Source organism: Acinetobacter sp. DL27, assembly GCF_055810995.1.
Genome location: NZ_CM147947.1, coordinates 688,590 through 712,647, shown reverse-complemented (window position 1 = coordinate 712,647; position 24,058 = coordinate 688,590). Strand labels below are relative to the sequence as shown.

Genomic DNA, 24,058 nt, shown 5'->3' with positions numbered 1-24,058 from the left:
ACACCGCTGTGAAACTCATTCTTGCACCAATGGAAGGCTTAACCGACCCAATCATGCGTGATGTGCTCACGTCTGTAGGTAGCTTCGACTGGTGTGTGACCGAGTTTATCCGTGTGACCAATTCGGTCTTACCCGATCATATTTACCACCAGTATTGCCCTGAATTACTCAATGGCGGAAAAACGGCGGCAGGAACACCCGTGCATGTGCAGTTTTTGGGCAATGACCCTGAAATGTTGGCTGCCAATGCCATCCGTGCAGTGAAACTCGGTGCACCCGCCATTGATATGAACTTTGGCTGTCCAGCCAAAACCGTGAACCGTCACCGTGGTGGCTCGGTGCTTTTAGATGAGCCAGAAGTGGTACATGAACTGGTCAAAGCAGTACGTGATGCGGTTCCTGCACACATTCCTGTTTCTGCGAAAATGCGCTTAGGTTATATGGACCGACATTTTATGTTGGACAATGCTCATGCCATTGAGGATGCTGGTGCGGCTTGGGTTACGGTGCATGCACGTACCAAAGCCGATGGTTATACCCCACCCGCTTTTTGGGATCAGCTCCGCCCGATTCGTGAAGCATTGAAGATCAATGTGATTGCCAATGGTGAAATTTGGAACAATGCAGACGCGAAACAGTGTCGCTTAGAATCTGGCTGTGAAGATTTGATGATTGGACGTGGTGCTGTGACCACACCCGATTTGACCCAATGTATTCGTCAAAATATCGATACGCCTCTGCTGACATGGAATGAGCTGCTGAGCTTACAAATCCGTTTTTTAAACGGCGGCTATAAAAAAGAAATGAATATGGTCGGACGTTATAAGCAATGGTTGGGCATGATGTCTAAACACTATCCTGAAGCCAAAGCCCTCTGGGATGAAGTCAAACGTATCAAGCCGCTGGATGACATTATTCTTAAACTAAACGCAAGCTCAACTTAATCCGTTCGCGCAACGATCGCGACAAAAGTGGGTAAGTTCCACGCACCACCTGCAAAGCCTTTACATTGCTGCGATTGTGCCTGATAACTGAGGACAAAAGCCTTTCCATTCCAAGCCCACTCAGAACGAATACCACAGTCAGCGATACCCCGCCCTTTTTGTTCTGAGAAAATTTGTGCCTCACTAAAACTTGAGCCTGATGTGGTGACTTGCTGCTGAATCTTTTGCAATGCTTTGTCCATGACCCAGTAGCCTAGACCTTCATTGTACGCTCCACGCCAGCATGGTACTTGAACCACCACTTGTTCCGCATTCAGCGGATAGACTGAAACCCGATCTTCCTCAAAAAACCGTGCCTCATAAAGATTTGGACAGTCTTGTTCATCTGTTGTTGCTTTTAACTTTTTAAAGAGTTGATTGGCATTTTTACTGTCCACGGCAAAGTGGCTGGCAACCGCAGGGCGATATCCCGTGATGCCAATTTTGGGGATGGCTTTGGGTTGTAAAACATTTTGCTCAGACTGATTGCCTTTTTGATATACCGCATTCGGTGTATTTACACGCTTTTGTATATCATCCATTTTGAGCAAAACTGCATTTGCCCCAGCAGTTGAAATTTGCCATTGCTGTGCTTGGGTCGTAAGACGAATATCTTCTGCACCTACCAAAGCCTTTAACAACAGCGCACTTTGAGCACTGGACAGTTTCGCAGTACTTTTCTTGGCATCGATGGTCAGGCTCCCCAGAGATGTTCCTCCTACGTTTAAATTGGCTTCAGTATCCTGTGTAAATTCCTCAGCCACTTGAATTTGGCTGAGTACCGCACTGCCTGCACCTGCGGGGCGAGAAATCAGTAATGAAATAGGATGACCAAACTGAGCATCACTTTGATACCCCACCGCACGGCACATGCCCGTATTATCACAGGCAAGTTCCCAGTCTTTATGCATAAAATAGTTACCCGTTTCAGCATGAGCCAACTGGCTCAAGGCACTCATCAGCAACACACCAATAATGGGACTATTTCGTTTTATAATCTTATTATTCAACATATGCACTCACTCCACTTCAGAGGAATCTTAATTTTGCACTCAAAAACTTCGGCTTTGCACGATACCTGTGTAATTTAAACAATCTTCAACGCGAATCCGTTGTACTTTCGACAGCTGATCTAAATCAAACCAAGCATAAGCAGTATGTTCATCACTGAGGCTGATCTCAGCAGATGCAGTCAAATGGCACCTAAAAATAAATGTATGTGAGGTCACTGCCGAATGAAAGTACACGCCCGATAAATAATCTATCCGAACCTGACAACCGAGCTCTTCTTGGCACTCACGCAATAAAGCCTGATGAATGGTTTCTCCCATATCCAAGGCTCCACCAGGCAGCCCCCAAGCCTGATCGGCATAATTGGCTTTCAGTAATAAAACCTGTCCTGCGTCATTGGTCAGCACCGCATGAGAACTCAGTCGGTAGAAGTCTTGAAATGCCATAGATACCTTCTTCTTAAGTTGTTCATGTTGTCATTCAAACATAGTCCAGCAAAACGGAGGTGGCTCAACCTGTACCCAAGCCAAAGCTTTAGTCGAGCTCAGTCTGGAAAATGAATCGGCTTTGACATTTTAGTTTCAAAGTCCACAGGCACCGAAATATGCTGATGGGCAACCAACCACTCACCTGCCGTTTTTTGAAAACATAGCGTGGTTCTGCACCAAGGAATCTCTGGGGTTGCAACGCCACTGGCATGATCCAGTTTAGAATAACAATGTAAAAAAGCTAAACCATCACGACTAAAAATATTGATGTTACGCCTAAACACTTTGATTTCCCCCTGAAAAAATGGGGCATATCGTCTCCACAATTCTTGGTAGGCTTGTACACCTTCTAGCTCAAAGCCAATATCAAACAAGCTGACATCACTCTGACAAAGACGAATGATATTTTGTACATCCATTTTACAAATGGCATCATCCCATTGTTTGAGTTTGAAGATAATTTCATGCCCTGCATGCTCATCTCCAACTAATCGAAAATCCACATCGCACTCCCACACTACAAATCAGACTGCATAAAAAAACGCGTGCGCCATCCATAGCAAACACGCGGTTTTCTTTAATTCTTAAAACAAGCAAAATATGTAATCTGATCTTAAGTCGTCAAATCCTTAATCGTGGTACTTGAACCATTGTTTTTGACCGATTCAATGCCTTTGTCTCGGGATTGCTCACTGGCATAAAACTGACTGGTACCAATAATCTGATGATTGGCAGCCTTTAAGTTAAAATAAGGTTTGCCATTTTTGGCTTCTAAGCGTTCATAACGCGTATCATCGGGGCTGTTTTTTTGCACCGACTCAATTCCATTATGTGCTGACGCTTTTGCTTTATACAGTTCACTGGTCAAAATGACCTCGCCATTTCCCGCTTTTAAAACAAAGCGATATTGGCCATCATTTGCCTGACTTACTTCGTACCATCCTGACATAAGCTCACCTATTGTTATTTTAAAGTGATTGTAGATCCACCAAAATTGAATAAAAAAACATCCAATTTCATAAAATATAAATGACTTCTTTTATAAAAAAAAGTGCATTTACTACCAGCCCAAATTTTATTTTTTTAAAATAACAGCGCTATATGAATAACGCATGACAGCCACAAACCGTTTAAATGACACGCAGTATCGGCCCAATAAACGGTTTGGCACTCTTCATCATTTTATGCTTTTAATACCAATTTGCTATAACTGCTTTTTGGCATTTCAATAATTTCTACACAAATTTGTACCGTTAAATCCTGAGGAGCGGTAAAGTTTTGCTGCAAAGTTTTAAGCAATTGGCTCGAAATGGCACACTTAGTAGCTTCATCTCGTCCGCTTAATAAAGACACTTTGGCATGCAAATAAGCCTGTGCATCGCCTTCTACCCCAATCATAAAATCGGACTGTCGAATGGCACGACTTTTGATGTCATTGCCCGATTGTACAAACTGGCCATCCAGCAAAGCTTGGTTTAACGCCAATAACATCGGCTTAACTTCAAGGGTGTCGATATTGTCTGAATATTCAAGGTGGATATGTGGCATAGCGTATTCTTCAACAAGTTTTTATCTTTATAGCATGCTGTGCGGGTGTTTCAACGCTTAATGTCTTTTCAAAATGGCTGAAAAAACAAAAAACGGAGTCCAATTGACTCCGTTTTAATCTCGAACTGCAAACTCAGCGGATTACGCTTTTTTCACATACTCAGATTTCAGTTTCATCGCACCGACACCGTCAATTTTACAGTCAATGTCATGACCATCTGCGGCATCTGGCAATAAACGAATATTTTTCACTTTGGTTCCGACTTTCACCACCGATGACGAACCTTTAATTTTTAAATCTTTAATCACCGTTACCGTGTCACCATCAGCAAGTAAGTTGCCGTTGGCATCTTTAATTGCCACCACTTCTTCAGTTGCTTCTCCCTCTTTCCATTCATTTGAACATTCAGGGCAGATCAGCAAGTCACCATCTTCATAGGTATATTCGGACTGGCATTTTGGGCAGTTGGGTAAAGACATAAAAACCTCAAAAATAAAAAAAATAAGCAATTCACATTGCTTAAAGCGCCAATATAGCATTTTTCAGACGAAAGCGATGCAAATCACATATTTATTTTAAGGCTTTAGCCTTATCATGGGATGAATAAAATAAAGCCTAGGAAAATATAAATTTTCCCTGTAATAGCATCAGCTCAATACTTACTTTTGTTCCAAACACTGCTTCAAAATCACCACATGGTTATGCTGTTCTTCTTTGGCTGCGGTAAGTAAAGTGATCTGCTCACGCACTGCCAGTTGGCGCAAATCATTAAACTCGGCGGGATGTGCTTCCAGTTCTTTCATATAACGGACTTTAAACTCATCCCAGTGTGCCACCATGTCTTGGTGGTACCATTTCCGCAGTTCATTGGATGGCGTAAGAGTTTTTGGCCATTCATCTATTTTTGCCTCAAGTTTTGAGACCCCTCTCGGCCATAGCCGATCAACCAAAATCCGTTTACCATCCTCTGCTTCGACAGGCGCATAAATTCGCTTCATGCGTATTGGCATACAAAACTCCTTTTATTCTTTTGTGCAACTTATTCTATTGTTCAAAAATGACGAAGCACTATTCATCGGGAATGTCTGGATTCACTAAAAAAGCCAAGAGTTGCAATGACTCTTGCCAGCCCAGATAACAGCCATCGACAGGAATCACATCGGGTAAACCAGACTGCGTAATATGAACCTCTGTACCGACAGATACTTCTTTAAACTCAACACGCACTTCAATTTTTCCTGCCAGTTCAGGTACATCGAACTCATCGGTATAGCGTAATAAACTGTTTTCAACGATTTCATGATAAGTGCCATGAAATGAATGCTGCATGCCTGTACTGAAGTTGGTAAAGAACATGCGATATTGACCACCTTCACCCAAATCGAACTGATCTACATGTGCGGTAAAGCCGTGTGGTGCCATCCATTTCACTAATGCATCTGCGGTGGTAAAAGCACGATAGACGCGCTCGACGGGCGCACTAAATACGCGGTGTAATTGGACACTATTTGACATGGTTTTTCTCGTTCTTTTCAAATATTCAGATTTAGTTTAGAACGCTCAACCCCACATACGGTAGTTTTTTGTGCATCTTTTTTTAAACAACCAAACGTGGCCAGCTGTCTTTTTCTACCCACCAACAAAAAAAGCATGTTTTTCAACATGCTTTAAATTTGACCATTTTTTAGGCCTGACCTTGCTCATAGTCCTCGTCATCTTCGTCGTCATAGACATAGGCCATACAGCCCCAGCCGTCATATTCACCACCAAACTGTTCTGCAATTTTAGTAAACCATTGTTCTAAGTCGACAATGTCTGAATACTCAGGTTCCATATACACATAGATGGTAATAATCCACTCAGATACGTCGCTTTCTTCATCAACAAACAACGTGATTTTTTGCTCTTCTTGTAATAAATACAACGCACACTTTTCTGCTTGTGACTGCTCTTGAAAGGCAATCGAATATTCTATTTCATGCGGTTCAGATAGGTCGTCGCCATCCTCAGCCATTTGCCAAAGTACATTTCCGTTATCATCATCTGGATATAATTCATAATCACGTGTCATGCGTATGTCCTTGTTATCTTTTTAGCCAATATATCGTTGGCAAGTGACAAAATAGTGACTTCAACATAGCATATTTTGCTCATTTTTATAGCAGTTACATCTGATTTTTCGAAGGTTGTTTGGACTTTATTTCACGTAGGCTTTACCGCGTTATTGTAAAACCCGATGTTCAACTAAAATATCCGCTTGAAACTGTAAATCACTGCTTTTTAGGCTTTCTAATAAGGCCGCAAATTTAAGTTCTTCTAAGCGTAGAGCCAGATAACTGTCTTGTATCTGAGTATGACCAAAGGCCGCACCATAGTGATTGATGAGGGTAAAGTCATCCTGCAAAGCTTGAATCAAAAGACCAAGATTATCTTTACTCACACGTTGTAAATAAAAATCTGCTTTCGTATTAAACAACTGTGAAACCAAGACCATCACCGATAGTCGTCGATGTTCATCCATAAAGGCACAGGTCACAACTTCATTTTGCTCAACCGCACGAATCACTTGTTGCCGGACTTTTTGTAAATGACCAGCCGCATCCGTTTTCCCATAGCCTTCGATGAGTTCATCTAATAACTGCTCCGAAGGCAGTTGATAACTCTGGCTGTAGGTTTCAATTTTATGGTGTAGTGCCTTCGATATTTCAGCCAGATGTTGTCGTTCTTCAGCCATGTGAAAAAAAGCACCCAGTTTTTCTCTGGCGCGCTGCATGGTAACTTCTTTGGCTTTACATTCATATTCCGCTAAGAAGTGATGTACTTTTTCAATGCGCTGCCGACATTGTTTGAGCATTTGTTCAGCATCAAATTTGACCGTCTCAGCAAACAATTCAACTTGGTTGTGCCGTTCAATAACATAGTGTTCGACATCAATAATTTCTTGGTAAGGACTCAAGGTTTCATTGCGTTGTCTGAGTGTTCCAAGCTCAATTCTTAAACTGGTCAGCCGATGTTGTAATTCACTTTGCTGCTGTTCATAAACTTCTAAACTGTTTCGACTGCGCTCTAAATTGCTTTCTAAGGATTCAATCTTCTTTTTTTGGGCAAGGCTGTGTATTTTTTGCCCGCATATAACAGCACACAGCAGGACAAGAACGACAGCGAGTACATAAAGCATGGCCTATCTCCCTACGGGAATGTCATTTTTATTTTAAAGACTCAGCTGTAAGAACACATGAAACTCGAACAGTAAGCCTTGGAACAGACAAACCTATTTTCATTCAATTTCAATCAGTCGTGACCATGGCCAAAAAGCCAAACTCAAATGTTAATTTCAACAAAGATAAGCACACTGGATAAAAGTGCACTTACACAACTTACGCTAACGGTTTTTTAAACCGCCCGATATCCCAAATTTTAAGTATTTCTCACAATTGAGACAAAATGTGATGCAATTAAAATGGCACACTTCCATGAATCGCGACCGCTTTTCCACTTAAAGGCTGCTGAAAGGCGAGAAAACTGGCATGTAAAGCCATACGTTTTAATGGACTCCGTGTCGGCTCAGGGTGATACAACTTATCCCCTGTAATTGGATGTCCAATATATTGCATATGCACACGTAGCTGATGTGAACGCCCCGTAATCGGGGTTAGTAAAACTCGCGTAATATCGGTCTCAATGTCATAGCTAAGAGCTTGATAAAGCGTTTTTGCAGGCTTACCCAGTTCAAAATGCACGATCTGCCGTGGTCGATTTTCCCAGTCGGTAATCAGTGGTACTTCAACACTGCCTTCAGCATCCAACTGGCCTTGAACTAAAGCAATATAGTGTTTATCCACCGTGCGGGCTTGGAACATTTTACTGACAGCAACTTCGGCATCGCGGTGCTTGGCAAACATTAAAATCCCCGAGGTCGCCATATCTAAACGATGGGTAATTTTGGCATGTGGATACTGGGCTAAAACCCGTAAATAGGCGCTGTCTTGGTGTTCTGGTAAACGTCCTGGCACCGACAACAAGCCCGCAGGCTTTTCAATCACCACCAAATCATCGTCTTCATAAACGATCACCAAGTCTTCTTGGGGCGGTGCATAAATAAAGTTGTCATTTAGAGCCATGGGAATAACAGCATACAAAAGCGAGCGCGAAAAATAGCAAGCTGTGTTTCTGCTGTCAATCATTCACCAAATATGGAAAACAGCCTTAACCCTAGGCATCCATCACTCCATATAAGCCAGCTTTTTAGCAGCGCTGATTGGCTTGAAAGCTTAAAATAAAATGATGTAAGTGAAACTACAACAGCAGGATTTTTCAATTTCTGCAGGAAATATTAAAATTTATTTTTTTGATTTATATTTTATTCGAGTTCAAATTTTTTAGGGTGTCTGGGAAAACATGTTGTTTACTTCAACTATCATAACTTTGTAAGTGATGATCTTATAGCCTATAAACTTTTGATTTATAGCGTCCTAAGCCGAATCAAGACCTTTTGGGTAAGTACTACTCACGCGTTTTGCGCCACTGGTAGCATGCTACTCTTTTCGATCCCGTCACACCCTTGAGATATAATTTAACAATCCAAGGGCGGGATTGTTTCCCGAAGATAAAGTCTTTTTGGCTTTTTTTGGAAAAAAATCTTGGCTTTCAGGTTATCTAAAAAATATTTTCCCAAATGCAGCGTATTTATGATTTTTTTCTCACATAAAAGCGCTTTTCTCAGGATTTTATTTCTTTGCTGCATCACAGATGAGAAAATCAACTTCCTGCACAGACCTGCATCAGCTGAATGAGATTCCCGCAGGTATCATCAAAGACTGCAACTTTAACTTTTCCTGCCCGCATCGGTTCACTGGTAAAACGTACCCCTAGGTTTTTGAGTCGTTCATATTCCGCATCAAGGTCATCCACTTGAAAAGAAGTATAGGGAATTAGATCTGCTTTAATCGCAGCCTTAAACGGCTGTGCCGCAGGATGTGCATCAGGCTCCAGTAGCAGTTCAACCCCCTCTGGACTTTCGGGTGAAACCAAAGTCAGCCAGCGATAATCCCCCACAGGTACATCATGTTTGACTTTAAAACCGAGTTTTTCTGTATAAAACTGACAAGCTTTTTCTTGGCTATCGACCATGATGCTGGTGACATATATTTTCATTGTTGTTCCAGATTTTTATCAGACTTTTAATGGTTATAGCAGAACTCTAAGCGTTCCAATGTTATCAAATCGCAATTTTTTTAAAGCCGTTTTCGCAAACCAAAGCGCCAATTTGTTTTGACACAGTTAGAGCAAATATTTGGATAAATTCGGAGCAATATAGAAGTTTTAAAATGGAAGAAAATATTTGAATGGATGTATCTTTTATCGTGTTGTTTTTATAATTTAGTTTCTAGGGATCAGGAGATAACTTCAACGATTAAAACTGGGTAAGTTCTAAACTTTTGCCTATAAATGGATAATCTATAGCGTCCTAAGCCGAATCGAGACCTTGTGGGTAAGTACGACGCTGATCTGATAGATAACAAGTCGCAAACTACTCTTTTCGATTCCTGTACCCTTAAACGCTATATTAAGCAAATTGGTACGGGATGAATTTTCGAAGATTGGCTAATTTCAATCAATGATGAAAAATATTTCCCAAAATACACAAATAACAGAAAAAAACATTCATAGTGATACTTTAATCATCTATTTCATCGCATAAAATGAACTTCTATCATTTTTTACACCCTCATTTCAGAATGCTTAAGTCCCCATATAACCTTGCAGCCACGTTGCAATAAACCACCACAAACTGATCGCGGACATACCACAGAGTAAATTAGCTAAAACTTTCTGCAGATTACTGAGCTGAGACAGATAGATTTTTCGGTTAATTACATAAGCAACCACAGCTAAGGCTCCACCGATTGCTCCACCAATGATTACTAAAAACAAAGGCCAACCTGCCATCAAATGAGCAGCTGTACTCAGCTTAGGTTTCTCTTCAACACTCAAGGCCAGTTCTTTATTTTCCATCTCTTTCCCCTATACATGATCAAGCAGTCATGTGACTGATGCCTCAGACTCACGTCACTCATAAAAGTGTATTTTGAAATATAAGTTAGCAAAAACTAAGCCAAGACTATTCAAAACTCAGATCGTCGATGTCCTGAATTGTGCTCAAATACATTGGAGCAACATTCACTTTGCTCCATGTTTCTTTAAATTTAGGGTCGCTATCAGGGTCTTTGTTGAGATTTTCTCTGACCAGCTTCTTAGCGGTGAGAAAATTGACACTGGTTTCGCTATTCACATAAGGGCCAAAATTATCGGAGCTGTCATAGCCAATCAAGCGCATATCACGCCCCTCTAAACGGAACTGATAGGCCCAATATCCATAACGGCCATGTGCATAATGCAGTTTTAACAGGCCTTTTTCGATAGAGGGCACCAACTCGGGCGCAAAGTACACACCGCCATCTTCATTTTCTGAAGAAAACAGTGACAGGTTCTGAACGACTTTTTGGTACTGCCCTTTTGCATTCAACAACACAATCACACCACGGCGGTTGCGGTCTAGTTTCCCACGGTATTCATCGGTGACCCACTGTTTCGGATCCGTACCTTTGACGATTAAAACTACATCTTTTAAGCCATCTTTGTTTAAGTCCCCTTGTACGACCTCAAACACCGTATATTTTGCAGGAAGATAAACTTTGTATTGACTGGTGGCTTTTTGTCGCTGAATGTCTTCTACACTTAAGTTTTCAGCACACAGATTGGCGGAGACACCCAACATTGCAGCGAACATTAGAGAAGTTTGAATGAACTGTTTTTTCATAGTCTGCTTAATTTTTTTAAATAAAGTAGGTAAAAGCGCACGCTAATGAATGCTTCATTTTTGGCATCTGTACCACAAATTAGCATTTATCAGAAGCCTATTTGTAGGATGCTCTACAATTAAAACAGATGACCGTATCAGTGTCATATTTTGATTGCTGCCGTTGAAAACTTTCGGCTAAAGTGACGAAAGACCATTCAAATACGTTTCATCATGAAAACCAAAACTGCCCTGCTGATGCTATGCCTTGCGCTTTCCCTCAGTGCATGCAAAGTGTTAAAAACACATATCGTCAAAGTCACCAGCTCAACCGAAGCTCAGCCAAATGAAATGTTGCTAAAAACCACCAAAGGCTATGTGTACTTATCGACACAGAACATGACAGATAAACAAAAACACATCCTAAAAAATCTGCGTCCTTTTCAGTGCTTAGAAATTAAAACATCTGAACAGTTTGCCATGCGAAACCGAGTGGTTCGATTTTCTGACTTTAAAATTCGCGCTTTAGTCGAGGCTGACCGAGAGTGTCGAAAAATTAAAGTCACAACCCGAGTTGAAATTCATTAATGTTGTAATGCTTAAAAATAGAGCATCCATATCCAACAATGAAAAGCTCTGCATAAATTGCAGAGCTTTTTTGTTTTTGATTATTTGAAACAACACTTGTCACAACCTTCGACTTTTTCTCTGGGCCAGTTCATTCTTGCCCGTTTATAGGCCAGCTCATAATTGGCAAAATAACCAATCAGAATTTGATCCTCCGAGCTGGGTAAATCTGCACAACCTAAGGATGCATTATGAATATGATGAATGCCTTTTTCACTAGGCTGTTCATTTACAATAAATTTTATCATTTACAGTTCCCCGAATAATTTTTATAAAGTTCAACTACAAACAAAACCATACAAAAAGTATGTATTTATAAAATTAAACGGATAGCGTATGAAAATCAATCATTATTTTAAAAGTGAAACTGATCTCTAAGCCATATCAAGTTAAAAGGATTGATGTCCACATAACGGAAAAATTAGCCACTCTATTTTTAAAATTTAGAGACCCAGCAATGCCATAAGAAAACGGCCGAGACTATAAAGGTGTTCTGATACTTTGTTGTTTTTTACGTTTAAACCAACGTACGGCCCAGATCGCCAAAATAATGCCCACAATCACCACCAAGACTGGAACCAGTAGTGAAAGCACGGACAGTAAAACGGCTCCGACCCACTCCACTGTAGACACCAGTGGGTTGGCAACCCCGCCTGTCGTTGCGGTTGAAACCCCACGGACAGCAACGGTACTCATTTGCACGGCGCCTGCTGTTCCTCCACCGACAATAATTGCCGCAGCCCAACTGGCAAACTGCGACATTTCACCGCTGCTGACTGCCATAGTGGTGAGTGTTCCTGCGACCATCGCGGCTGGCGTTGCAATGGTGTCCAAAGCGTTGTCGACCCAAGGTATGTAATAAGCTGCGATTTCACAGACAGTTGCAATGGCTAAGGCGATACACACCGATGGCATGCTTAACCATTCAAAACCTTGCATGGGTTCGAACCATCCCATAATAGATGCAAGGCTCATAACCAAGAGTGGGACAAAGACACGAAAGCCACAGGCCGCACTTAAGCCAATACCGATACAAAGTCCTAATATGGTTTCCATGTGCTTTTCCTATGTGGCCTAAGTTGGGATGTTTTTTATCTTTTTTATAACTTAGCAAAAAGCCCTATCGGGTGATAGGGCTTTTCTTTAAAACAGTGGGTAACTGTTAAATCTTTGGCTTAGGCATTCTTATTGTTAAATTGATTGCCTTGGCATTTGGTACACGGGGGTAAACGATCTGTACCAATTTCTAAGTAGACGCGGTGTCCGCATTGAACACAAAAATAGAAGCCTGTTCCAGGTTTTTCGCCAGCAGTAACCATTTTTGTTCTCCATATGTTTAGAAAATGGTCTTACTAGTATATGCATTTTATGATGGATGTCTATTGATCATTTTGACAAATGATGACGTCATAAATGTAAGAAATGATGTATTTCAAAAATAGCTAAGCTAAATAAAATTTAGTCATGAAAGTGTATCTTTCCTGACATCCAAAACATGAACTTGCTGTCGGTGGCTTATCTTATTGTCTTTAGTGCGTTGAATCTTAAATGTACTCTCTTAAGCCGAGATGCGTTTGTGTCATGGCATGCATTTTTAGCTTATCCAAAAACACTTCTTCCAACAAATAAAAAGCCCTATCTAATGACAGGGCATGATTCAAAACAGTGGATAACTGTTTGCAGTGTGCAGCTTAGGCAATCTTGTTGTTAAATTGATGGCCAAAGCATTTGGTACACGGAGGTAAACGATCAGTACCAATTTCTAAATAGGTGCGGTGTCCGCATTGAACACAAAAATAGAAGCCTGTTCCAGGTTTTTCGCCAGCAGTTACCATCTTTGTTCTCCATAGATTTTAGAAATGGTACATATACTATAGCGTGATAGTTTTGATTATTTATTGACCTTTCCGACGGGTAGTCGGTGGCGGAAAGGATAAACTTAAAACCAATAAAGTAAATTATTTATTAAGCAGGAAAGACATAATGTCTACATCTTGTTTGCAATGGTTTTGCTTCAAAATTGAAGATTGATAGTTTAAAAAATCAAATTGTTGAATAATACCTTCTAATAAATGGGATTTTTTTATCAGTTCATATGCATACGGATCAATTTCATCTACATTATCCAAACTTATATCACCATTATTCCTAATATATTCAATGAGTTCTTTCTCAAACTCCACAATATCTTGCCTAGTTGCAATCTTATTGTTTAAAAAATATTCCTTAGAACTATCTTGGTAGAGTCCTCGTATGAGGCTACAAAAAACATTATATTTTCTAGCCCCTCCCACTCCAAAAACAATGATTTCTTCTTGTGCTTCTTCATCATAATGTATAGAGACTGATGAGTAAAATTTTTGTAAAATTAACAAATCATAATTTTTATAATTACGGAGGCTATTAATATCGGAAGATACTCTATAAATTTTATCAATAATCCATTCCTTTTCTAATAAATATGGATTTATATCATACACCATACTAATAACACTATCTTGCCTACTAATATTAAATATTTTTTCAAATAAATCATATTTTTTTGCACTAGTCACATTTACTAAAAATTGAGCAGAGAAATACTCTTGAAAAGATCTATGAGTAAAATTAAAACCTAGGCCATCTCTTTGCAATATACATACCGAGTCTAACAAGTCATTCAAAAAATCAATTGAATTTGTATTAACACCTGAAATAGCAATAGAATTATCAATATATTTATTTATTTCATTTTCATCAAATGAATATAGACGATCACAATAACTTAATATACAAAATGCTTCTAAACAACGTTTAAAATCATCTAAAGGAAGTTGAGAAAATGACTTTCTTTTGTACATACTTTTCAGTGAATCATGTTTATTAAATAATGTTAAAAAGGCTTGTTCGTAAAACAAATGTATCTTGTTCGGTATTTCTGCTATTTGCTCATAAGTTAAAAGCATCATTGTTAATAGCAATGGGTTTGAAGCAAAACTAGTATGAGATCTATAAAGTTTCTTGTCTAAATCTTTTAAAAATGATGTCTTAACCTGTCTATCATAATCTAGCTTATTAATTAAAGTTAAAGCTTTATTTTTATCAAGCTCTAAAATCCTATATTGATAAAACTCCTCCCAGGAAGAAAACCTATTATCAAAGCGACTAGAAATCAATATCCTGACACCATGATAATTGTTTGATAAATACAATATTTCTTTTTCTATTAATTCACGATCTTCACTATTCACTTCATCAAAACCATCCAGAACAACTAAAACCTTCCCTAATTTAAAAGCATAGTCTAATTGCTCTTTATTAAATGAAGGATTTATAGAAATCATTAGATTTAGTATAAAATTATATATAGACTTGTCAGAAGAACTATTAAGATGCCTTAATTCAATAAAAATTGGAAAGACTCCAACAGGTTTTTCTATTAGTTCAACAAAAAGACTCTTGCAAAATGTTGACTTCCCACTACCAGCATTCCCCAATATAATTAATCGTTTATTCTTTTCTATCTCATCAATAAAATTATTTTCATTTATAAGTTTAGAATTAATTCTCAAATCAGTTCTGACATAAAAATCTTTTATATTAACAGGCATTTCTCTATACAAAAGAGTCTTTGTTTTTGAATATCTCTCATAATTCCTTTCTAAATATTCAGAAAAGCATAAATTAAATGATACTTGAATCTTATTATTTGTTTCTTTAGTTAGCTTTTTTAGCCCATTAAATATAGGTAACGTAAATTGAGTAATTAATTCAGAAACAAAAGTTTTAATTAATTCTTCTTGCATATTATTCCCAGTATAAAAAACCCTATCATCAAGATAGGGCTTTTGTTCAACAGAATCAATTGCTTTTAGCTAAAATCTCAAGCCACTTGACCTTCTAAAAAGTCCTGAGCAAAACGTTGTAATACACCACCCGCCTCATATACAGACACTTCTTCTTCAGTATCTAGACGACAAGTGACAGGTACTTCAACAATTTCACTCTTACCTTCATCCGTCGCACGCTCAATGACTAAAGTTAACGTCGAACGCGGCGCGATATTACCAATCACGCTATACAGCTCAGTACCATCTAGCTTCAAGGTTTTACGGTCAACACCCGCTTTAAACTCAAGCGGTAACACGCCCATACCCACCAAGTTAGTACGGTGAATACGCTCAAAACCTTCTGCCACAATCGCTTCAACACCTGCAAGACGGACACCTTTGGCAGCCCAGTCACGGCTAGAGCCCTGACCATAGTCTTTACCTGCAATAATGATCAACGGTTGCTTACGATTCATATAAGTTTCAATCGCCTCCCACATACGCATCACTTCGCCTTCAGGCTCAACACGTGCTTTCGAACCTTGCTTGATCGTACCGTCCGCACGAACCACCATTTCATTAAACAGTTTTGGATTCGCAAACGTTGCACGTTGTGCAGTCAAATGGTCACCACGGTGCGTTGCATAGGAGTTAAAGTCTTCTTCAGGTACACCCATTTTGTGTAGGTACTCACCTGCTGCCGAATCCATCATAATTGCATTCGATGGTGACAAATGATCTGTGGTGATGTTATCAGGCAAGATGGCAAGCGGACGCATATTTGCCAGTGTACGAGGTGCAGCCAAAGCCCCTTCCCAATACGGTGGACGGCGGATATAGGTACTTTGCGGACGCCAGTCATATAAAGGACTGGCCGCTTTTTCTGTTACACCCAAGTCAAACATTGGAATATACACTTTACGGAACTGTTCAGGTTTCACCGCTTCTTTAACCAATGCATCAATTTCTTCATCCGATGGCCAAATGTCTTTCAGGTAAATTGGATTACCCTCTTTATCTGTACCCAATGCATCTTTTTCGATGTCAAAACGGATCGTTCCTGCAATCGCATATGCAACAACCAGCGGAGGAGATGCCAAGAATGCTTGTTTTGCATAAGGATGGATACGACCATCGAAGTTACGGTTACCCGAAAGTACCGCAGTTGCATACAAGTCACGGTCAATAATTTCTTGTTGTAGTTTAGGGTCTAACGCACCTGACATACCGTTACAAGTGGTACATGCATACGCCACGATACCAAAACCGAGTTTCTCTAAATCGTCTAATACGCCTGCTTCTTCAAGATACAAAGCAGCAGCTTTAGAACCCGGTGCAAAAGAAGATTTCACCCAAGGTTTACGGGTTAAACCCAATTCATTGGCTTTACGTGCCAATAAACCTGCTGCAACTGTGTTACGTGGGTTTGATGTATTGGTACACGAAGTAATTGCAGCGATAATCACAGCACCGTCAGGCATTAAGCCATCGGTACGATTTTCAACAACACCTGCAATGCCTTTTTCTTTTAAGTCGCTGGTAGATACACGCGCATGTGGGTTTGATGGGCCTGCAATATTACGTGTTACCGTTGAAAGATCGAAGCGAAGTACACGAGGATATTCCGCTTGTTTCATGTCTGATGCCCAAAGACCAATTTCTTTGGCATAGTTTTCAACAAGTGCAACCTGCTCAGCTTCACGACCTGTCAGCGTTAAATAATCAATGGTGTTTTGGTCAATATAGAACATGGCTGCTGTTGCGCCATATTCAGGGGTCATATTGGAAATCGTGGCACGATCACCTACTGACATGCTGTCCGCACCTTCACCAAAGAACTCTAAATATGCACCAACGACACGTTCTTTACGCAAGAATTCAGTCAAAGCCAATACGATATCGGTTGCAGTAATCCCCGCTTGACGTTGTCCAACAAATTCAACCCCGATAATGTCTGGAAGACGCATCCACGATGCACGACCGAGCATCACATTTTCAGCTTCCAAACCACCGACACCAATCGAAATCACACCGAGCGCATCGGTATGTGGTGTGTGAGAGTCTGTACCGACACACGTATCTGGAAATGCTACACCTTCACGACTTTGCACCACTGGAGACATTTTCTCCAAGTTGATTTGGTGCATGATGCCATTGCCCGCAGGAATCACATCGACATTTTCAAAAGCGGTCTTAGTCCATTCGATGAAGTGGAAACGGTCTTCATTACGACGATCTTCAATGGCACGGTTTTTCTCAAATGCATCTGGATCAAAACCACCGTATTCCACAGCAAGAGAGTGATCGACAATCAACTGAGTCGGTACAACGGGATTTACTTTTGATGGGTCACCACCTTGATCTGCAATGGCATCACGTAAACCGGCAAGGTCTACGAGTGCTGTTTGTCCAAGGATGTCATGGCAGACGACACGCGCAGGATACCAAGGGAAATCGTGATCTTGTTTTGAGAAAATCAGTTCTTTTAGTGACTGCTCCAAAATGGCAGGATCACAACGACGCACTAACTGTTCAGCCAATACTTTTGACGTGTATGGAAGTTTTGCGTAAGCGCCTGGCTGAATCTGTTCAACGGCTTCTCGCACATCAAAGTATTCTAGCTGGGTGCCTTGCAGTGGTTTGCGGTGATTATTGTTCATAGCGTTCCTGCCTTTGGTGTTTCATTTTTCTTCACTGTCTTTACGAGACAATTCATCTTTGTCTGCTAGGCATACTACACTGTCGAAAACCCATTTCCCAAATCGTTTATATTTCATAAACTTAGATATAAAAACAGGGGTTTTTGAAATATTTAGTTACATTAACTTTTAAATATTTACTCTAAATATGATTTTTTCTGAAAAATAGCGGAAAATAGCCCTAATTCTTTAGTATTAGATTTTAAGGTAGGCGAGCAATTCATGAGCGATCTAGCTTTCTCCTCTTTCACTTTAATTGGTGTAGATGCACTCAAATTTTTACAAGGTCAAGTGACGGTCAACGTTGAAGCTTTAGCTGAAAATACAACGCAATACACCGCCATTTGTGACTTGAAAGGCCGTATTCACTTCGGTTTGTGGCTGACAAAACGTAACCCTGAACATTTTGAAATTGTCACCACTCAAGACCAGTCGGAAGAGTTTGCTAAGCACATTAAAAAGTTTGGTGCTTTTTCTAAAATGAAACTTGAACCTATGGGTTCAGTTTTCCCAACCTTCACGCAAGACCGTACCACTTTCTCTGCTGAGCCTACCGATATTGCAGCATGGCAAGTGCAAGCCATTACTCATGGTGAAGCGTATATCGACCAAGCCATTGAGCATGTGTTTCAACCTCAAGAGCTACGTTTACACCAACGTGAAGGCGTGCACTATGACAAAGGATGTTACTTGGGTCAGGAAGTAATTGCGCGTTTATGGTTTAAAGCCAAACCCAAAGCATGGTTGCATTTAATTCAGGGTACAGGCAGTGCGCCTGCGCAAGCTGAACAGTTAAACAAAGGTATTCAAGTGGTGAATAGTGCTGCGATTGATATCGGTTATGTCGCGTTGGTGGTGGCACGTCCTGAGTCTTTGACCGAACTGGATGTAACAGTTTTAGACTTACCAGAACACTTAAATGGTGATGTGGCGAGACCTGCTTAAGTCTTTAAATTTTATATTATTATGATAAATTAGCCTCTAAAACTTATTCTTGGTTTTGGGGGCTTTTTTTAAACTTAAAGCGATGAGGACTCTTTCTTCCTCACATAATAAACCACACCGCCCTTATCGTCAGAAAAATAAAAGGAATTTGCATCTATACGGTAAATATCCGCAGGCCGACCATTCACCTTATTCCCCACTAAAAAACCATCCATAAAGGTTTCAAGTTTTTTCCCTTTACGCATAATCACAATTTTATAACCATGACCAATTGTGGCATCCGTAGAACCATGTAAAGCAACTAAAAAAGAATTTTTAATGGTTTCATCCGTATTTGGATGATCAAAATAGTCAAATCCTAGTGCAGATGAATGCGATGGGAAATAGGCATAAGGAGATGGTACATTTTTACATCCTGTTGGACGTTTGAATTTTGAATCTGGAAAAATCTTACCATTCGACGAATAGCATGAAGCCCAACCATAGTCGGCATCACGTTTGAGTGCATAAAAAGTTTCGTCAGGTTTATTTTTACCCAAATGGTCTGCACCTTGATTGGTGGCAAATAAAAATTTACCCACCCATTTCAAACCGACAGCATTGCGTAAGCCTGTGGCATAAATCTTTTGTTCCGAACCGTCAGGGTTCATTTCTAAAACTGTTGCTCGAACTTTTTCTTTCTCGGCACAAGCATTACAACTTGAACCCACTGAAACGTAAATTTTTCCGTTCCCACCTACTGCAATGGTTCGTGTTAAATGCCAGCCACCATATTTATAACTTAAACCATAATCAGGAAAAGTCGCTAAAACTTCAGCTTTAGCCGTGGGTTTTATTTCACCTTGGGTGAATTTTCGTCGGGTGAGCTGATGAGTTTCAGCCAAATATAACCAGTCTTGCCCTGAAGAATCGGTATAAAATTGAACTGAATTTGGATTTTTCAGACCTGTCATATAAGGAATAATTTTGCTGAATTTACCAGTTTCAGCATTCCATTCATCCAAAATATAAACGATGCCTTTATTATTGTCGGTCAAATCGTGCATGTCCGTTACAAACATTCTACCGTCAGGTGCTTTGCTAAAAAAACGAACACGTTTTAAGCCCTCAGCCGCAGGAATAATGTCGTAATTTTCTGGAAGATTGAGAGAAAAACGCTTCCCATTTTTCAAGTTGATTTGATGAGGCACAAGATTTGGCTGCCCCGCTAAAACTGCCATTGAACTAATTAAGCTTATGAATAAGATTGAGAATATTTTTATCATTTTAGAGACGTCTCGATTCATCTTATGAAAAGTAACCTTCTTTTTTATATGATATAACTTGAATGATGAGCACATAGTCAAACGCTTTTGCTAGAAAATCGTATAGGCTCTTCATATACAAACTATTATTTTATATTATCTTTTAGCCTAACCACTGCAAGTGTCTTTACAGTGGGTTAAGCCATTCACACTCGTTCTTCGGGTATAAACAAAACATAAAAAATTGTTGCTTTAGAACTCTATAGCAACCATCAGTCCTTGGATAAAAGGCTCACCCAAGGACTTAAACCCTTTTTAGAGCCTTATTTAATAGTTCACTCATTTTCAATGAATATGAAATATCAAAAATCATGAAACAGCTTATTCATGTCTTTGCAGAGATAGTCTTTAAATGAAAAGTCTCGTGCATGTTTAGCATCAAATTTTGCAGTCACACCGTCTTTTTCAAAGATATACACGCGGTCATCTTTGCTCACTAAAAATTCACCACCCAATTTCATCAATAAGGCATCAATTTTTTCACCATCTGGAATCGACTCATCGGCCAAAACTTTTAAATAATTTCGCTTAATTGACTTAATAAACATGCTGAACTCACTACTCATTTTCAGCGCTATTTAAACAGAATCTAAGCCAGAATCCTAATAAAACCCGAAGCCATCAACTGCAAATACCAATAACCTCTTTCAGTCCTTTCCACTGTAAAGTATGCAGTTTGTATTGGAAAAATATATACCGATCAACACAATCAACGGAAATTTGTAAGACCAAGACACAATTCAGATATTTACATTCACACAATTCAACTTATGATGTGAAATGACTCAAAACAAATACACACATAGATGGACTTATGTGTATGAAAAAGGTTTATAAAACATGAAGAAACTCGTACTTGCAAGCTTAATTGCACTCTCTAGTCAGCTTGCACTTGCAGCCTCCACTCAAGATACCATCAACCCCGAATTTGCCAAGATTGAAGAAATGGTCAAAGCCAACAATATGACGGGGGCATATCAGGCTTTAGAAAAACTGGCAAAGTCTGGCAACCCACAAGCCATGTACAACTTGGCTTATTTGACTCAGACTGGCCAAGGCACAGCGAAGAATGAGAAGAAAGCCATTCAGCTCTATCAAGATGCTGCAAACAAAGGCTACCCTGTTGCGCATTATGTGCTTGCGAAAAACTATGTCACTGGTACTTTAGGCTTGCCTCAAGACATCAACAAAGCCAAACAACACTTTGAAGCCGCATCTAAATTAGGCTTTGATGATGCAACCGTTGAATATGCCGTACTGTTATTTTCCGAAAATAAACCAGAGTCTGAAAAGTTAGCCCTTAAGAAACTTGAGCCTTTGGTGAAAAAAGGTAACTATCAAGCCATTCATGCACAAGCCTTGTACGACATCAGCACAGGCTTTAAAAACAAACAGGAAGCACCCATTCAAAAAGGCCTCAACAGCATTCAAGACTTAGCCAAAAAAGGCTATATTCCTGCACTGATGGCCGTAGGCAATATGTTTGCTAATGGCAATATCATTCCGCAGAACTTGCCTGAAGCGAAGAAAATTTTCACCGCTTTAGCCAAGGAAAATGTGCCACAGGCCAAAGAGTCTTTGGCGATGGTTGATAAAATGATTGCCGATCAAGCCAAAGCCCCTGCTGCAACAGCTGCGGTCAAAAAATAAATCTCTTCTTCAAAAAATACTCTCAATTGAGAGTATTTTTTTCACCACCAAAGACCAATCAAGACACTGACCACCACAAAACTCAATAGCGTGCTGATCATCAATGGGGTGAGTGCTTTTTCATTTAAGCCATACACTTGCCCAAAAATTCCAAACAAAGACGGCATTGGTAAAGCTGCAATCAAGGTTCCTGCATAAATCATCTTTGGGTCCAATGCAGTCAAATAGGTCAGTCCTAAATAAACCAATAGTGGCATACAAATATTTTTAGATACCACCAGATAAACCGTTTGCAGGTTAAAAGACTGAATAGTGAGACCCACCATTCCCCCACCAATAATAAAGAGCGCTAAAGGTGCAGCAGTCTGGCCTAACATCGCAAACACTTGGTCGATTAAATGTGGAATTTGAATTTCGAAAATCGCACAACTCATACCAAGCATCACCGACAAGAACAGTGGATTTTTAAGTAGCGTAAGAAATGTAGTTTTTAAAATGGAGGCTAAATTGGCTTGTCTTTGTCGCCCTATTTCTGCCAGAGTGAGCATCAGCGGTACAAGAAATACACTTTCAATGATCACCACCAATGAAATATAAATCATCGCTTCACTTCCCATCAGCAGCGTCAAAATCGCTGCTCCCAATAACCCCGTATTGGACATGGATGCACCCAGTGAAAAGACTGCAGCGTGGGTAAAGTGATTCTTAAACAACTTTTGACCTAAAATAAAAGCCGTAATAAATAAGCCAAAGGTCACAGCGGCATAAACATAAAAATATGACGGATACCAAATTTCATGCAAATCTTTTGAAGCTAAGGCGTGCAACAATAAAGCAGGTAACGCAATTTTGATGACAAAAGCACTGATTGCAGTCATTTGCTCTTTAGCGAGCAACTGGATTTTGACAGAGGCAAAACCGAGGAAGAGCAGGAAAAATACTGGAAAAATTACCGAAAAAATCATTCAAGTTGTTCCTTTTCCAGATGATGTAAGTAAAGACCTATCCTAGAATACACCTTTACTCAGTTGAAATATTTTAAAAGACCAATGGGCGAAGTAGAATGCTTATGTGATTAAAACGCAGAAAACAAATCTTTGATCCCATGAGGCTGACACCGTAAATACTGCGGTGCAATAGAGACTTTCCCACCCAGTTCTGCAGCGGCATGCCACGGCCATCGTGGGTCATACAACATGGCGCGCGCCAGACCAATTGCATCGGCTTCTTGCGCTTCTAAAATATGTTCAGCCTGCTTAGCTTCTGTAATCAAGCCCACCGCAATGACTGGAATTTTCACCGCTTGTTTCACTGCATGGGCAAAAGGCACTTGATACTTGGCCTTAATCTGAATGTCTTGTTCCACATGCAAGCCACCACTTGAAACATGAATATAAGCCGCACCGAGTTGCTCCAACGCTTTCGATAGCCCCACTGTTGAATCAATATCCCAACTTTCTGTTGTGGTCGACTCCATCCAATCAGTTGCAGATAAACGTATACCCACGGGATAATTTTCAGGAACAGCTTGTTTAATAGCTTGGAAGACTTCTAAAGTAAATCGAATGCGGTTTTCAAAACTTCCGCCATATTCATCTGTACGTCGGTTCGACAGCGGTGACATGAACTGATGCAACAAATAGCCATGAGCTGCATGTAGCTCAATCAGCTCAAAACCTGCATCTACAGCGCGTACTGCAGCACTGGCAAAGTCATCAATGATGTCTTGCATCTCTGGCACACTCAAAGCATGTGGTGCATGCTCTTCAGGCTTAAAGGGGACATCACTGGCAGACACCGTTTGCCAACCATGCGGTTCATTCGGTTTGATCTGACCTTTTCCCGACCAAGGACGATCAGTCGATGCTTTACGTCCCGCATGTGCCAGTTGAATGGCAAAAGGCATTGGAGAGAGTGTTTTGACTTTTTGAAGTAAGGCCTTCATTTGCGCACGTTGCAAATCATTCCACAGTCCTAAGTCCGCAAAACTGATCCGTCCTACCGCTTGTACGGCTGTCGCTTCAACAATACATAAGCCTGCACCTGACAAAGCATAATTGGCCCATTGTTGCTCATGCCAATAGCTCAGCTCACCCGCATCATTGGCTGAATATTGGCACATCGGCGCAATCACGATTTTATTTGTTAAGTTTAGATCCCCAAATTGAATGGGTTGAAATAATAATGGCATCAC

The 24,058-nt window shown here is 40.2% G+C and carries 28 protein-coding genes; 4 read left to right on the top strand and 24 right to left on the bottom strand.

From position 1 onward, the window contains the following. The first annotated feature begins 8 nt into the window (after window positions 1-8). Window positions 9-944, top strand: a complete 936-nt coding sequence (locus AC0KVP_RS03485) for a tRNA dihydrouridine synthase (RefSeq protein WP_213072649.1) — start codon at window positions 9-11, stop codon at window positions 942-944. On the opposite strand, the gene AC0KVP_RS03480 is transcribed toward AC0KVP_RS03485, so the two are convergent. The 14 genes from AC0KVP_RS03480 to AC0KVP_RS03415 form a co-directional block, all read right to left on the bottom strand. Then, window positions 941-1,996: a DUF1176 domain-containing protein gene (locus tag AC0KVP_RS03480; protein WP_348959707.1), complete on the bottom strand. Its 1,056-nt coding sequence runs from the start codon at window positions 1,994-1,996 to the stop codon at window positions 941-943. The two genes, AC0KVP_RS03485 and AC0KVP_RS03480, sit on opposite strands and share 4 nt — an antisense overlap. A 39-nt stretch (window positions 1,997-2,035) precedes the next feature. Then, complete coding sequence (locus AC0KVP_RS03475) at window positions 2,036-2,440, bottom strand: NUDIX hydrolase (RefSeq protein WP_348959708.1); 405 nt, start codon at window positions 2,438-2,440, stop codon at window positions 2,036-2,038. A gap of 98 nt (window positions 2,441-2,538) precedes the next feature. Further along, window positions 2,539-2,985, bottom strand: a complete 447-nt coding sequence (locus tag AC0KVP_RS03470; protein WP_348959709.1) for a YybH family protein — start codon at window positions 2,983-2,985, stop codon at window positions 2,539-2,541. A gap of 110 nt (window positions 2,986-3,095) precedes the next feature. After that, window positions 3,096-3,431, bottom strand: a complete 336-nt coding sequence (locus AC0KVP_RS03465) for a YegP family protein (RefSeq protein WP_004695228.1) — start codon at window positions 3,429-3,431, stop codon at window positions 3,096-3,098. A 233-nt stretch (window positions 3,432-3,664) separates the two neighbouring features. Continuing rightward, window positions 3,665-4,030 (bottom strand): 5-carboxymethyl-2-hydroxymuconate Delta-isomerase, encoded by a 366-nt coding sequence (locus AC0KVP_RS03460; RefSeq protein ID WP_168158245.1) that lies wholly within the window; start codon window positions 4,028-4,030, stop codon window positions 3,665-3,667. A 141-nt stretch (window positions 4,031-4,171) separates the two neighbouring features. Further along, window positions 4,172-4,510 carry a zinc ribbon domain-containing protein YjdM gene (locus tag AC0KVP_RS03455; protein ID WP_004695225.1) on the bottom strand — a complete coding sequence of 113 codons (339 nt, stop codon included), beginning with the start codon at window positions 4,508-4,510 and terminating at the stop codon, window positions 4,172-4,174. A 180-nt stretch (window positions 4,511-4,690) separates the two neighbouring features. Beyond that, a complete protein-coding gene (locus tag AC0KVP_RS03450; protein ID WP_279739213.1) occupies window positions 4,691-5,041 on the bottom strand; it encodes a DUF488 domain-containing protein in 351 nt (116 codons plus the stop codon). A 58-nt stretch (window positions 5,042-5,099) separates the two neighbouring features. Beyond that, window positions 5,100-5,546: an SRPBCC family protein gene (locus tag AC0KVP_RS03445; protein ID WP_473339012.1), complete on the bottom strand. Its 447-nt coding sequence runs from the start codon at window positions 5,544-5,546 to the stop codon at window positions 5,100-5,102. 169 nt (window positions 5,547-5,715) lie between these two features. Further along, window positions 5,716-6,102: a ribonuclease E inhibitor RraB gene (locus tag AC0KVP_RS03440; RefSeq protein ID WP_004695219.1), complete on the bottom strand. Its 387-nt coding sequence runs from the start codon at window positions 6,100-6,102 to the stop codon at window positions 5,716-5,718. 150 nt (window positions 6,103-6,252) lie between these two features. Then, window positions 6,253-7,209 (bottom strand): SNIPE associated domain-containing protein, encoded by a 957-nt coding sequence (locus AC0KVP_RS03435; protein WP_473339011.1) that lies wholly within the window; start codon window positions 7,207-7,209, stop codon window positions 6,253-6,255. 277 nt (window positions 7,210-7,486) lie between these two features. Further along, window positions 7,487-8,152 carry an RluA family pseudouridine synthase gene (locus AC0KVP_RS03430; RefSeq protein WP_473339009.1) on the bottom strand — a complete coding sequence of 222 codons (666 nt, stop codon included), beginning with the start codon at window positions 8,150-8,152 and terminating at the stop codon, window positions 7,487-7,489. A gap of 637 nt (window positions 8,153-8,789) precedes the next feature. Continuing rightward, the gene (locus tag AC0KVP_RS03425) at window positions 8,790-9,185 is read right to left on the bottom strand and encodes a VOC family protein (protein WP_010327416.1); all 396 of its coding nucleotides are present in this window, start codon (window positions 9,183-9,185) and stop codon (window positions 8,790-8,792) included. A 588-nt stretch (window positions 9,186-9,773) separates the two neighbouring features. Beyond that, entirely contained in the window at window positions 9,774-10,046 is a 273-nt protein-coding gene (locus tag AC0KVP_RS03420) for a hypothetical protein (protein ID WP_473339007.1), read from the bottom strand. 106 nt (window positions 10,047-10,152) lie between these two features. Next, window positions 10,153-10,851 (bottom strand): hypothetical protein, encoded by a 699-nt coding sequence (locus AC0KVP_RS03415; RefSeq protein ID WP_473339005.1) that lies wholly within the window; start codon window positions 10,849-10,851, stop codon window positions 10,153-10,155. Between the two features lie 213 nt (window positions 10,852-11,064). Between AC0KVP_RS03415 and AC0KVP_RS03410 the strand changes: the two genes are divergently transcribed. Further along, the gene (locus tag AC0KVP_RS03410; RefSeq protein WP_473339002.1) at window positions 11,065-11,418 is read left to right on the top strand and encodes a hypothetical protein; all 354 of its coding nucleotides are present in this window, start codon (window positions 11,065-11,067) and stop codon (window positions 11,416-11,418) included. Between the two features lie 80 nt (window positions 11,419-11,498). Here AC0KVP_RS03410 and AC0KVP_RS03405 read toward each other — a convergent pair whose 3' ends face one another. The 6 genes from AC0KVP_RS03405 to acnD all read right to left on the bottom strand — a co-directional run bounded on the left by AC0KVP_RS03405 (window position 11,499) and on the right by acnD (window position 17,926). Beyond that, entirely contained in the window at window positions 11,499-11,705 is a 207-nt protein-coding gene (locus AC0KVP_RS03405; protein ID WP_004695205.1) for a hypothetical protein, read from the bottom strand. Between the two features lie 232 nt (window positions 11,706-11,937). Beyond that, on the bottom strand, window positions 11,938-12,513 hold the full coding sequence (locus tag AC0KVP_RS03400; protein ID WP_159153321.1) for a DUF4126 domain-containing protein: 576 nt from the start codon (window positions 12,511-12,513) through the stop codon (window positions 11,938-11,940). Window positions 12,514-12,632: 119 nt separating this feature from the next. After that, window positions 12,633-12,776, bottom strand: a complete 144-nt coding sequence (locus AC0KVP_RS03395) for a zinc ribbon-containing protein (protein WP_004695201.1) — start codon at window positions 12,774-12,776, stop codon at window positions 12,633-12,635. A gap of 372 nt (window positions 12,777-13,148) precedes the next feature. After that, the gene (locus AC0KVP_RS03390) at window positions 13,149-13,292 is read right to left on the bottom strand and encodes a zinc ribbon-containing protein (protein WP_473338999.1); all 144 of its coding nucleotides are present in this window, start codon (window positions 13,290-13,292) and stop codon (window positions 13,149-13,151) included. A 123-nt stretch (window positions 13,293-13,415) separates the two neighbouring features. Next, window positions 13,416-15,242 (bottom strand): NACHT domain-containing protein, encoded by a 1,827-nt coding sequence (locus AC0KVP_RS03385; protein WP_473338996.1) that lies wholly within the window; start codon window positions 15,240-15,242, stop codon window positions 13,416-13,418. A gap of 77 nt (window positions 15,243-15,319) precedes the next feature. Beyond that, window positions 15,320-17,926: a Fe/S-dependent 2-methylisocitrate dehydratase AcnD gene (gene acnD / locus AC0KVP_RS03380; RefSeq protein ID WP_473338994.1), complete on the bottom strand. Its 2,607-nt coding sequence runs from the start codon at window positions 17,924-17,926 to the stop codon at window positions 15,320-15,322. Window positions 17,927-18,187: 261 nt separating this feature from the next. Between acnD and ygfZ the strand changes: the two genes are divergently transcribed. Further along, entirely contained in the window at window positions 18,188-18,910 is a 723-nt protein-coding gene (gene ygfZ / locus AC0KVP_RS03375) for a CAF17-like 4Fe-4S cluster assembly/insertion protein YgfZ (protein WP_473338990.1), read from the top strand. Between the two features lie 74 nt (window positions 18,911-18,984). Here ygfZ and AC0KVP_RS03370 read toward each other — a convergent pair whose 3' ends face one another. Both AC0KVP_RS03370 and AC0KVP_RS03365 read right to left on the bottom strand, forming a co-directional pair. After that, entirely contained in the window at window positions 18,985-20,175 is a 1,191-nt protein-coding gene (locus AC0KVP_RS03370; protein ID WP_473338986.1) for a PQQ-dependent sugar dehydrogenase, read from the bottom strand. Window positions 20,176-20,516: 341 nt separating this feature from the next. Continuing rightward, window positions 20,517-20,762: a hypothetical protein gene (locus AC0KVP_RS03365; RefSeq protein WP_004695190.1), complete on the bottom strand. Its 246-nt coding sequence runs from the start codon at window positions 20,760-20,762 to the stop codon at window positions 20,517-20,519. Between the two features lie 292 nt (window positions 20,763-21,054). Between AC0KVP_RS03365 and AC0KVP_RS03360 the strand changes: the two genes are divergently transcribed. Continuing rightward, complete coding sequence (locus AC0KVP_RS03360) at window positions 21,055-21,864, top strand: tetratricopeptide repeat protein (protein ID WP_201952358.1); 810 nt, start codon at window positions 21,055-21,057, stop codon at window positions 21,862-21,864. A 41-nt stretch (window positions 21,865-21,905) separates the two neighbouring features. Here AC0KVP_RS03360 and AC0KVP_RS03355 read toward each other — a convergent pair whose 3' ends face one another. Both AC0KVP_RS03355 and AC0KVP_RS03350 read right to left on the bottom strand, forming a co-directional pair. Next, the gene (locus AC0KVP_RS03355) at window positions 21,906-22,829 is read right to left on the bottom strand and encodes an AEC family transporter (protein WP_473338982.1); all 924 of its coding nucleotides are present in this window, start codon (window positions 22,827-22,829) and stop codon (window positions 21,906-21,908) included. 110 nt (window positions 22,830-22,939) lie between these two features. Continuing rightward, on the bottom strand, window positions 22,940-24,055 hold the full coding sequence (locus tag AC0KVP_RS03350; protein ID WP_473338980.1) for an NADH:flavin oxidoreductase/NADH oxidase: 1,116 nt from the start codon (window positions 24,053-24,055) through the stop codon (window positions 22,940-22,942). Between the last annotated feature and the right edge of the window lie 3 nt (window positions 24,056-24,058).

Bases quoted from the DNA above. Each gene is read 5' to 3' on its own strand.
- AC0KVP_RS03445 (WP_473339012.1), bottom strand. From the start codon at position 5,546: ATGTCAAATAGTGTCCAATTACACCGCGTATTTAGTGCGCCCGTCGAG.
- AC0KVP_RS03450 (WP_279739213.1), bottom strand. From the start codon at position 5,041: ATGCCAATACGCATGAAGCGAATTTATGCGCCTGTCGAAGCAGAGGAT.
- AC0KVP_RS03440 (WP_004695219.1), bottom strand. From the start codon at position 6,102: ATGACACGTGATTATGAATTATATCCAGATGATGATAACGGAAATGTA.
- AC0KVP_RS03400 (WP_159153321.1), bottom strand. From the start codon at position 12,513: ATGGAAACCATATTAGGACTTTGTATCGGTATTGGCTTAAGTGCGGCC.
- AC0KVP_RS03420 (WP_473339007.1), bottom strand. From the start codon at position 10,046: ATGGAAAATAAAGAACTGGCCTTGAGTGTTGAAGAGAAACCTAAGCTG.
- AC0KVP_RS03385 (WP_473338996.1), bottom strand. From the start codon at position 15,242: ATGCAAGAAGAATTAATTAAAACTTTTGTTTCTGAATTAATTACTCAA.
- AC0KVP_RS03480 (WP_348959707.1), bottom strand. From the start codon at position 1,996: ATGTTGAATAATAAGATTATAAAACGAAATAGTCCCATTATTGGTGTG.
- AC0KVP_RS03370 (WP_473338986.1), bottom strand. From the start codon at position 20,175: ATGATAAAAATATTCTCAATCTTATTCATAAGCTTAATTAGTTCAATG.
- AC0KVP_RS03405 (WP_004695205.1), bottom strand. From the start codon at position 11,705: ATGATAAAATTTATTGTAAATGAACAGCCTAGTGAAAAAGGCATTCAT.
- AC0KVP_RS03435 (WP_473339011.1), bottom strand. From the start codon at position 7,209: ATGCTTTATGTACTCGCTGTCGTTCTTGTCCTGCTGTGTGCTGTTATA.
- AC0KVP_RS03475 (WP_348959708.1), bottom strand. From the start codon at position 2,440: ATGGCATTTCAAGACTTCTACCGACTGAGTTCTCATGCGGTGCTGACC.
- AC0KVP_RS03395 (WP_004695201.1), bottom strand. From the start codon at position 12,776: ATGGTTACTGCTGGCGAAAAACCTGGAACAGGCTTCTATTTTTGTGTT.
- AC0KVP_RS03465 (WP_004695228.1), bottom strand. From the start codon at position 3,431: ATGTCAGGATGGTACGAAGTAAGTCAGGCAAATGATGGCCAATATCGC.
- AC0KVP_RS03365 (WP_004695190.1), bottom strand. From the start codon at position 20,762: ATGTTTATTAAGTCAATTAAGCGAAATTATTTAAAAGTTTTGGCCGAT.
- AC0KVP_RS03355 (WP_473338982.1), bottom strand. From the start codon at position 22,829: ATGATTTTTTCGGTAATTTTTCCAGTATTTTTCCTGCTCTTCCTCGGT.
- AC0KVP_RS03425 (WP_010327416.1), bottom strand. From the start codon at position 9,185: ATGAAAATATATGTCACCAGCATCATGGTCGATAGCCAAGAAAAAGCT.
- ygfZ (WP_473338990.1), top strand. From the start codon at position 18,188: ATGAGCGATCTAGCTTTCTCCTCTTTCACTTTAATTGGTGTAGATGCA.
- AC0KVP_RS03350 (WP_473338980.1), bottom strand. From the start codon at position 24,055: ATGCCATTATTATTTCAACCCATTCAATTTGGGGATCTAAACTTAACA.
- AC0KVP_RS03415 (WP_473339005.1), bottom strand. From the start codon at position 10,851: ATGAAAAAACAGTTCATTCAAACTTCTCTAATGTTCGCTGCAATGTTG.
- AC0KVP_RS03460 (WP_168158245.1), bottom strand. From the start codon at position 4,030: ATGCCACATATCCACCTTGAATATTCAGACAATATCGACACCCTTGAA.
- AC0KVP_RS03390 (WP_473338999.1), bottom strand. From the start codon at position 13,292: ATGGTAACTGCTGGCGAAAAACCTGGAACAGGCTTCTATTTTTGTGTT.
- AC0KVP_RS03360 (WP_201952358.1), top strand. From the start codon at position 21,055: ATGAAGAAACTCGTACTTGCAAGCTTAATTGCACTCTCTAGTCAGCTT.
- AC0KVP_RS03430 (WP_473339009.1), bottom strand. From the start codon at position 8,152: ATGGCTCTAAATGACAACTTTATTTATGCACCGCCCCAAGAAGACTTG.
- AC0KVP_RS03410 (WP_473339002.1), top strand. From the start codon at position 11,065: ATGAAAACCAAAACTGCCCTGCTGATGCTATGCCTTGCGCTTTCCCTC.
- acnD (WP_473338994.1), bottom strand. From the start codon at position 17,926: ATGAACAATAATCACCGCAAACCACTGCAAGGCACCCAGCTAGAATAC.
- AC0KVP_RS03455 (WP_004695225.1), bottom strand. From the start codon at position 4,510: ATGTCTTTACCCAACTGCCCAAAATGCCAGTCCGAATATACCTATGAA.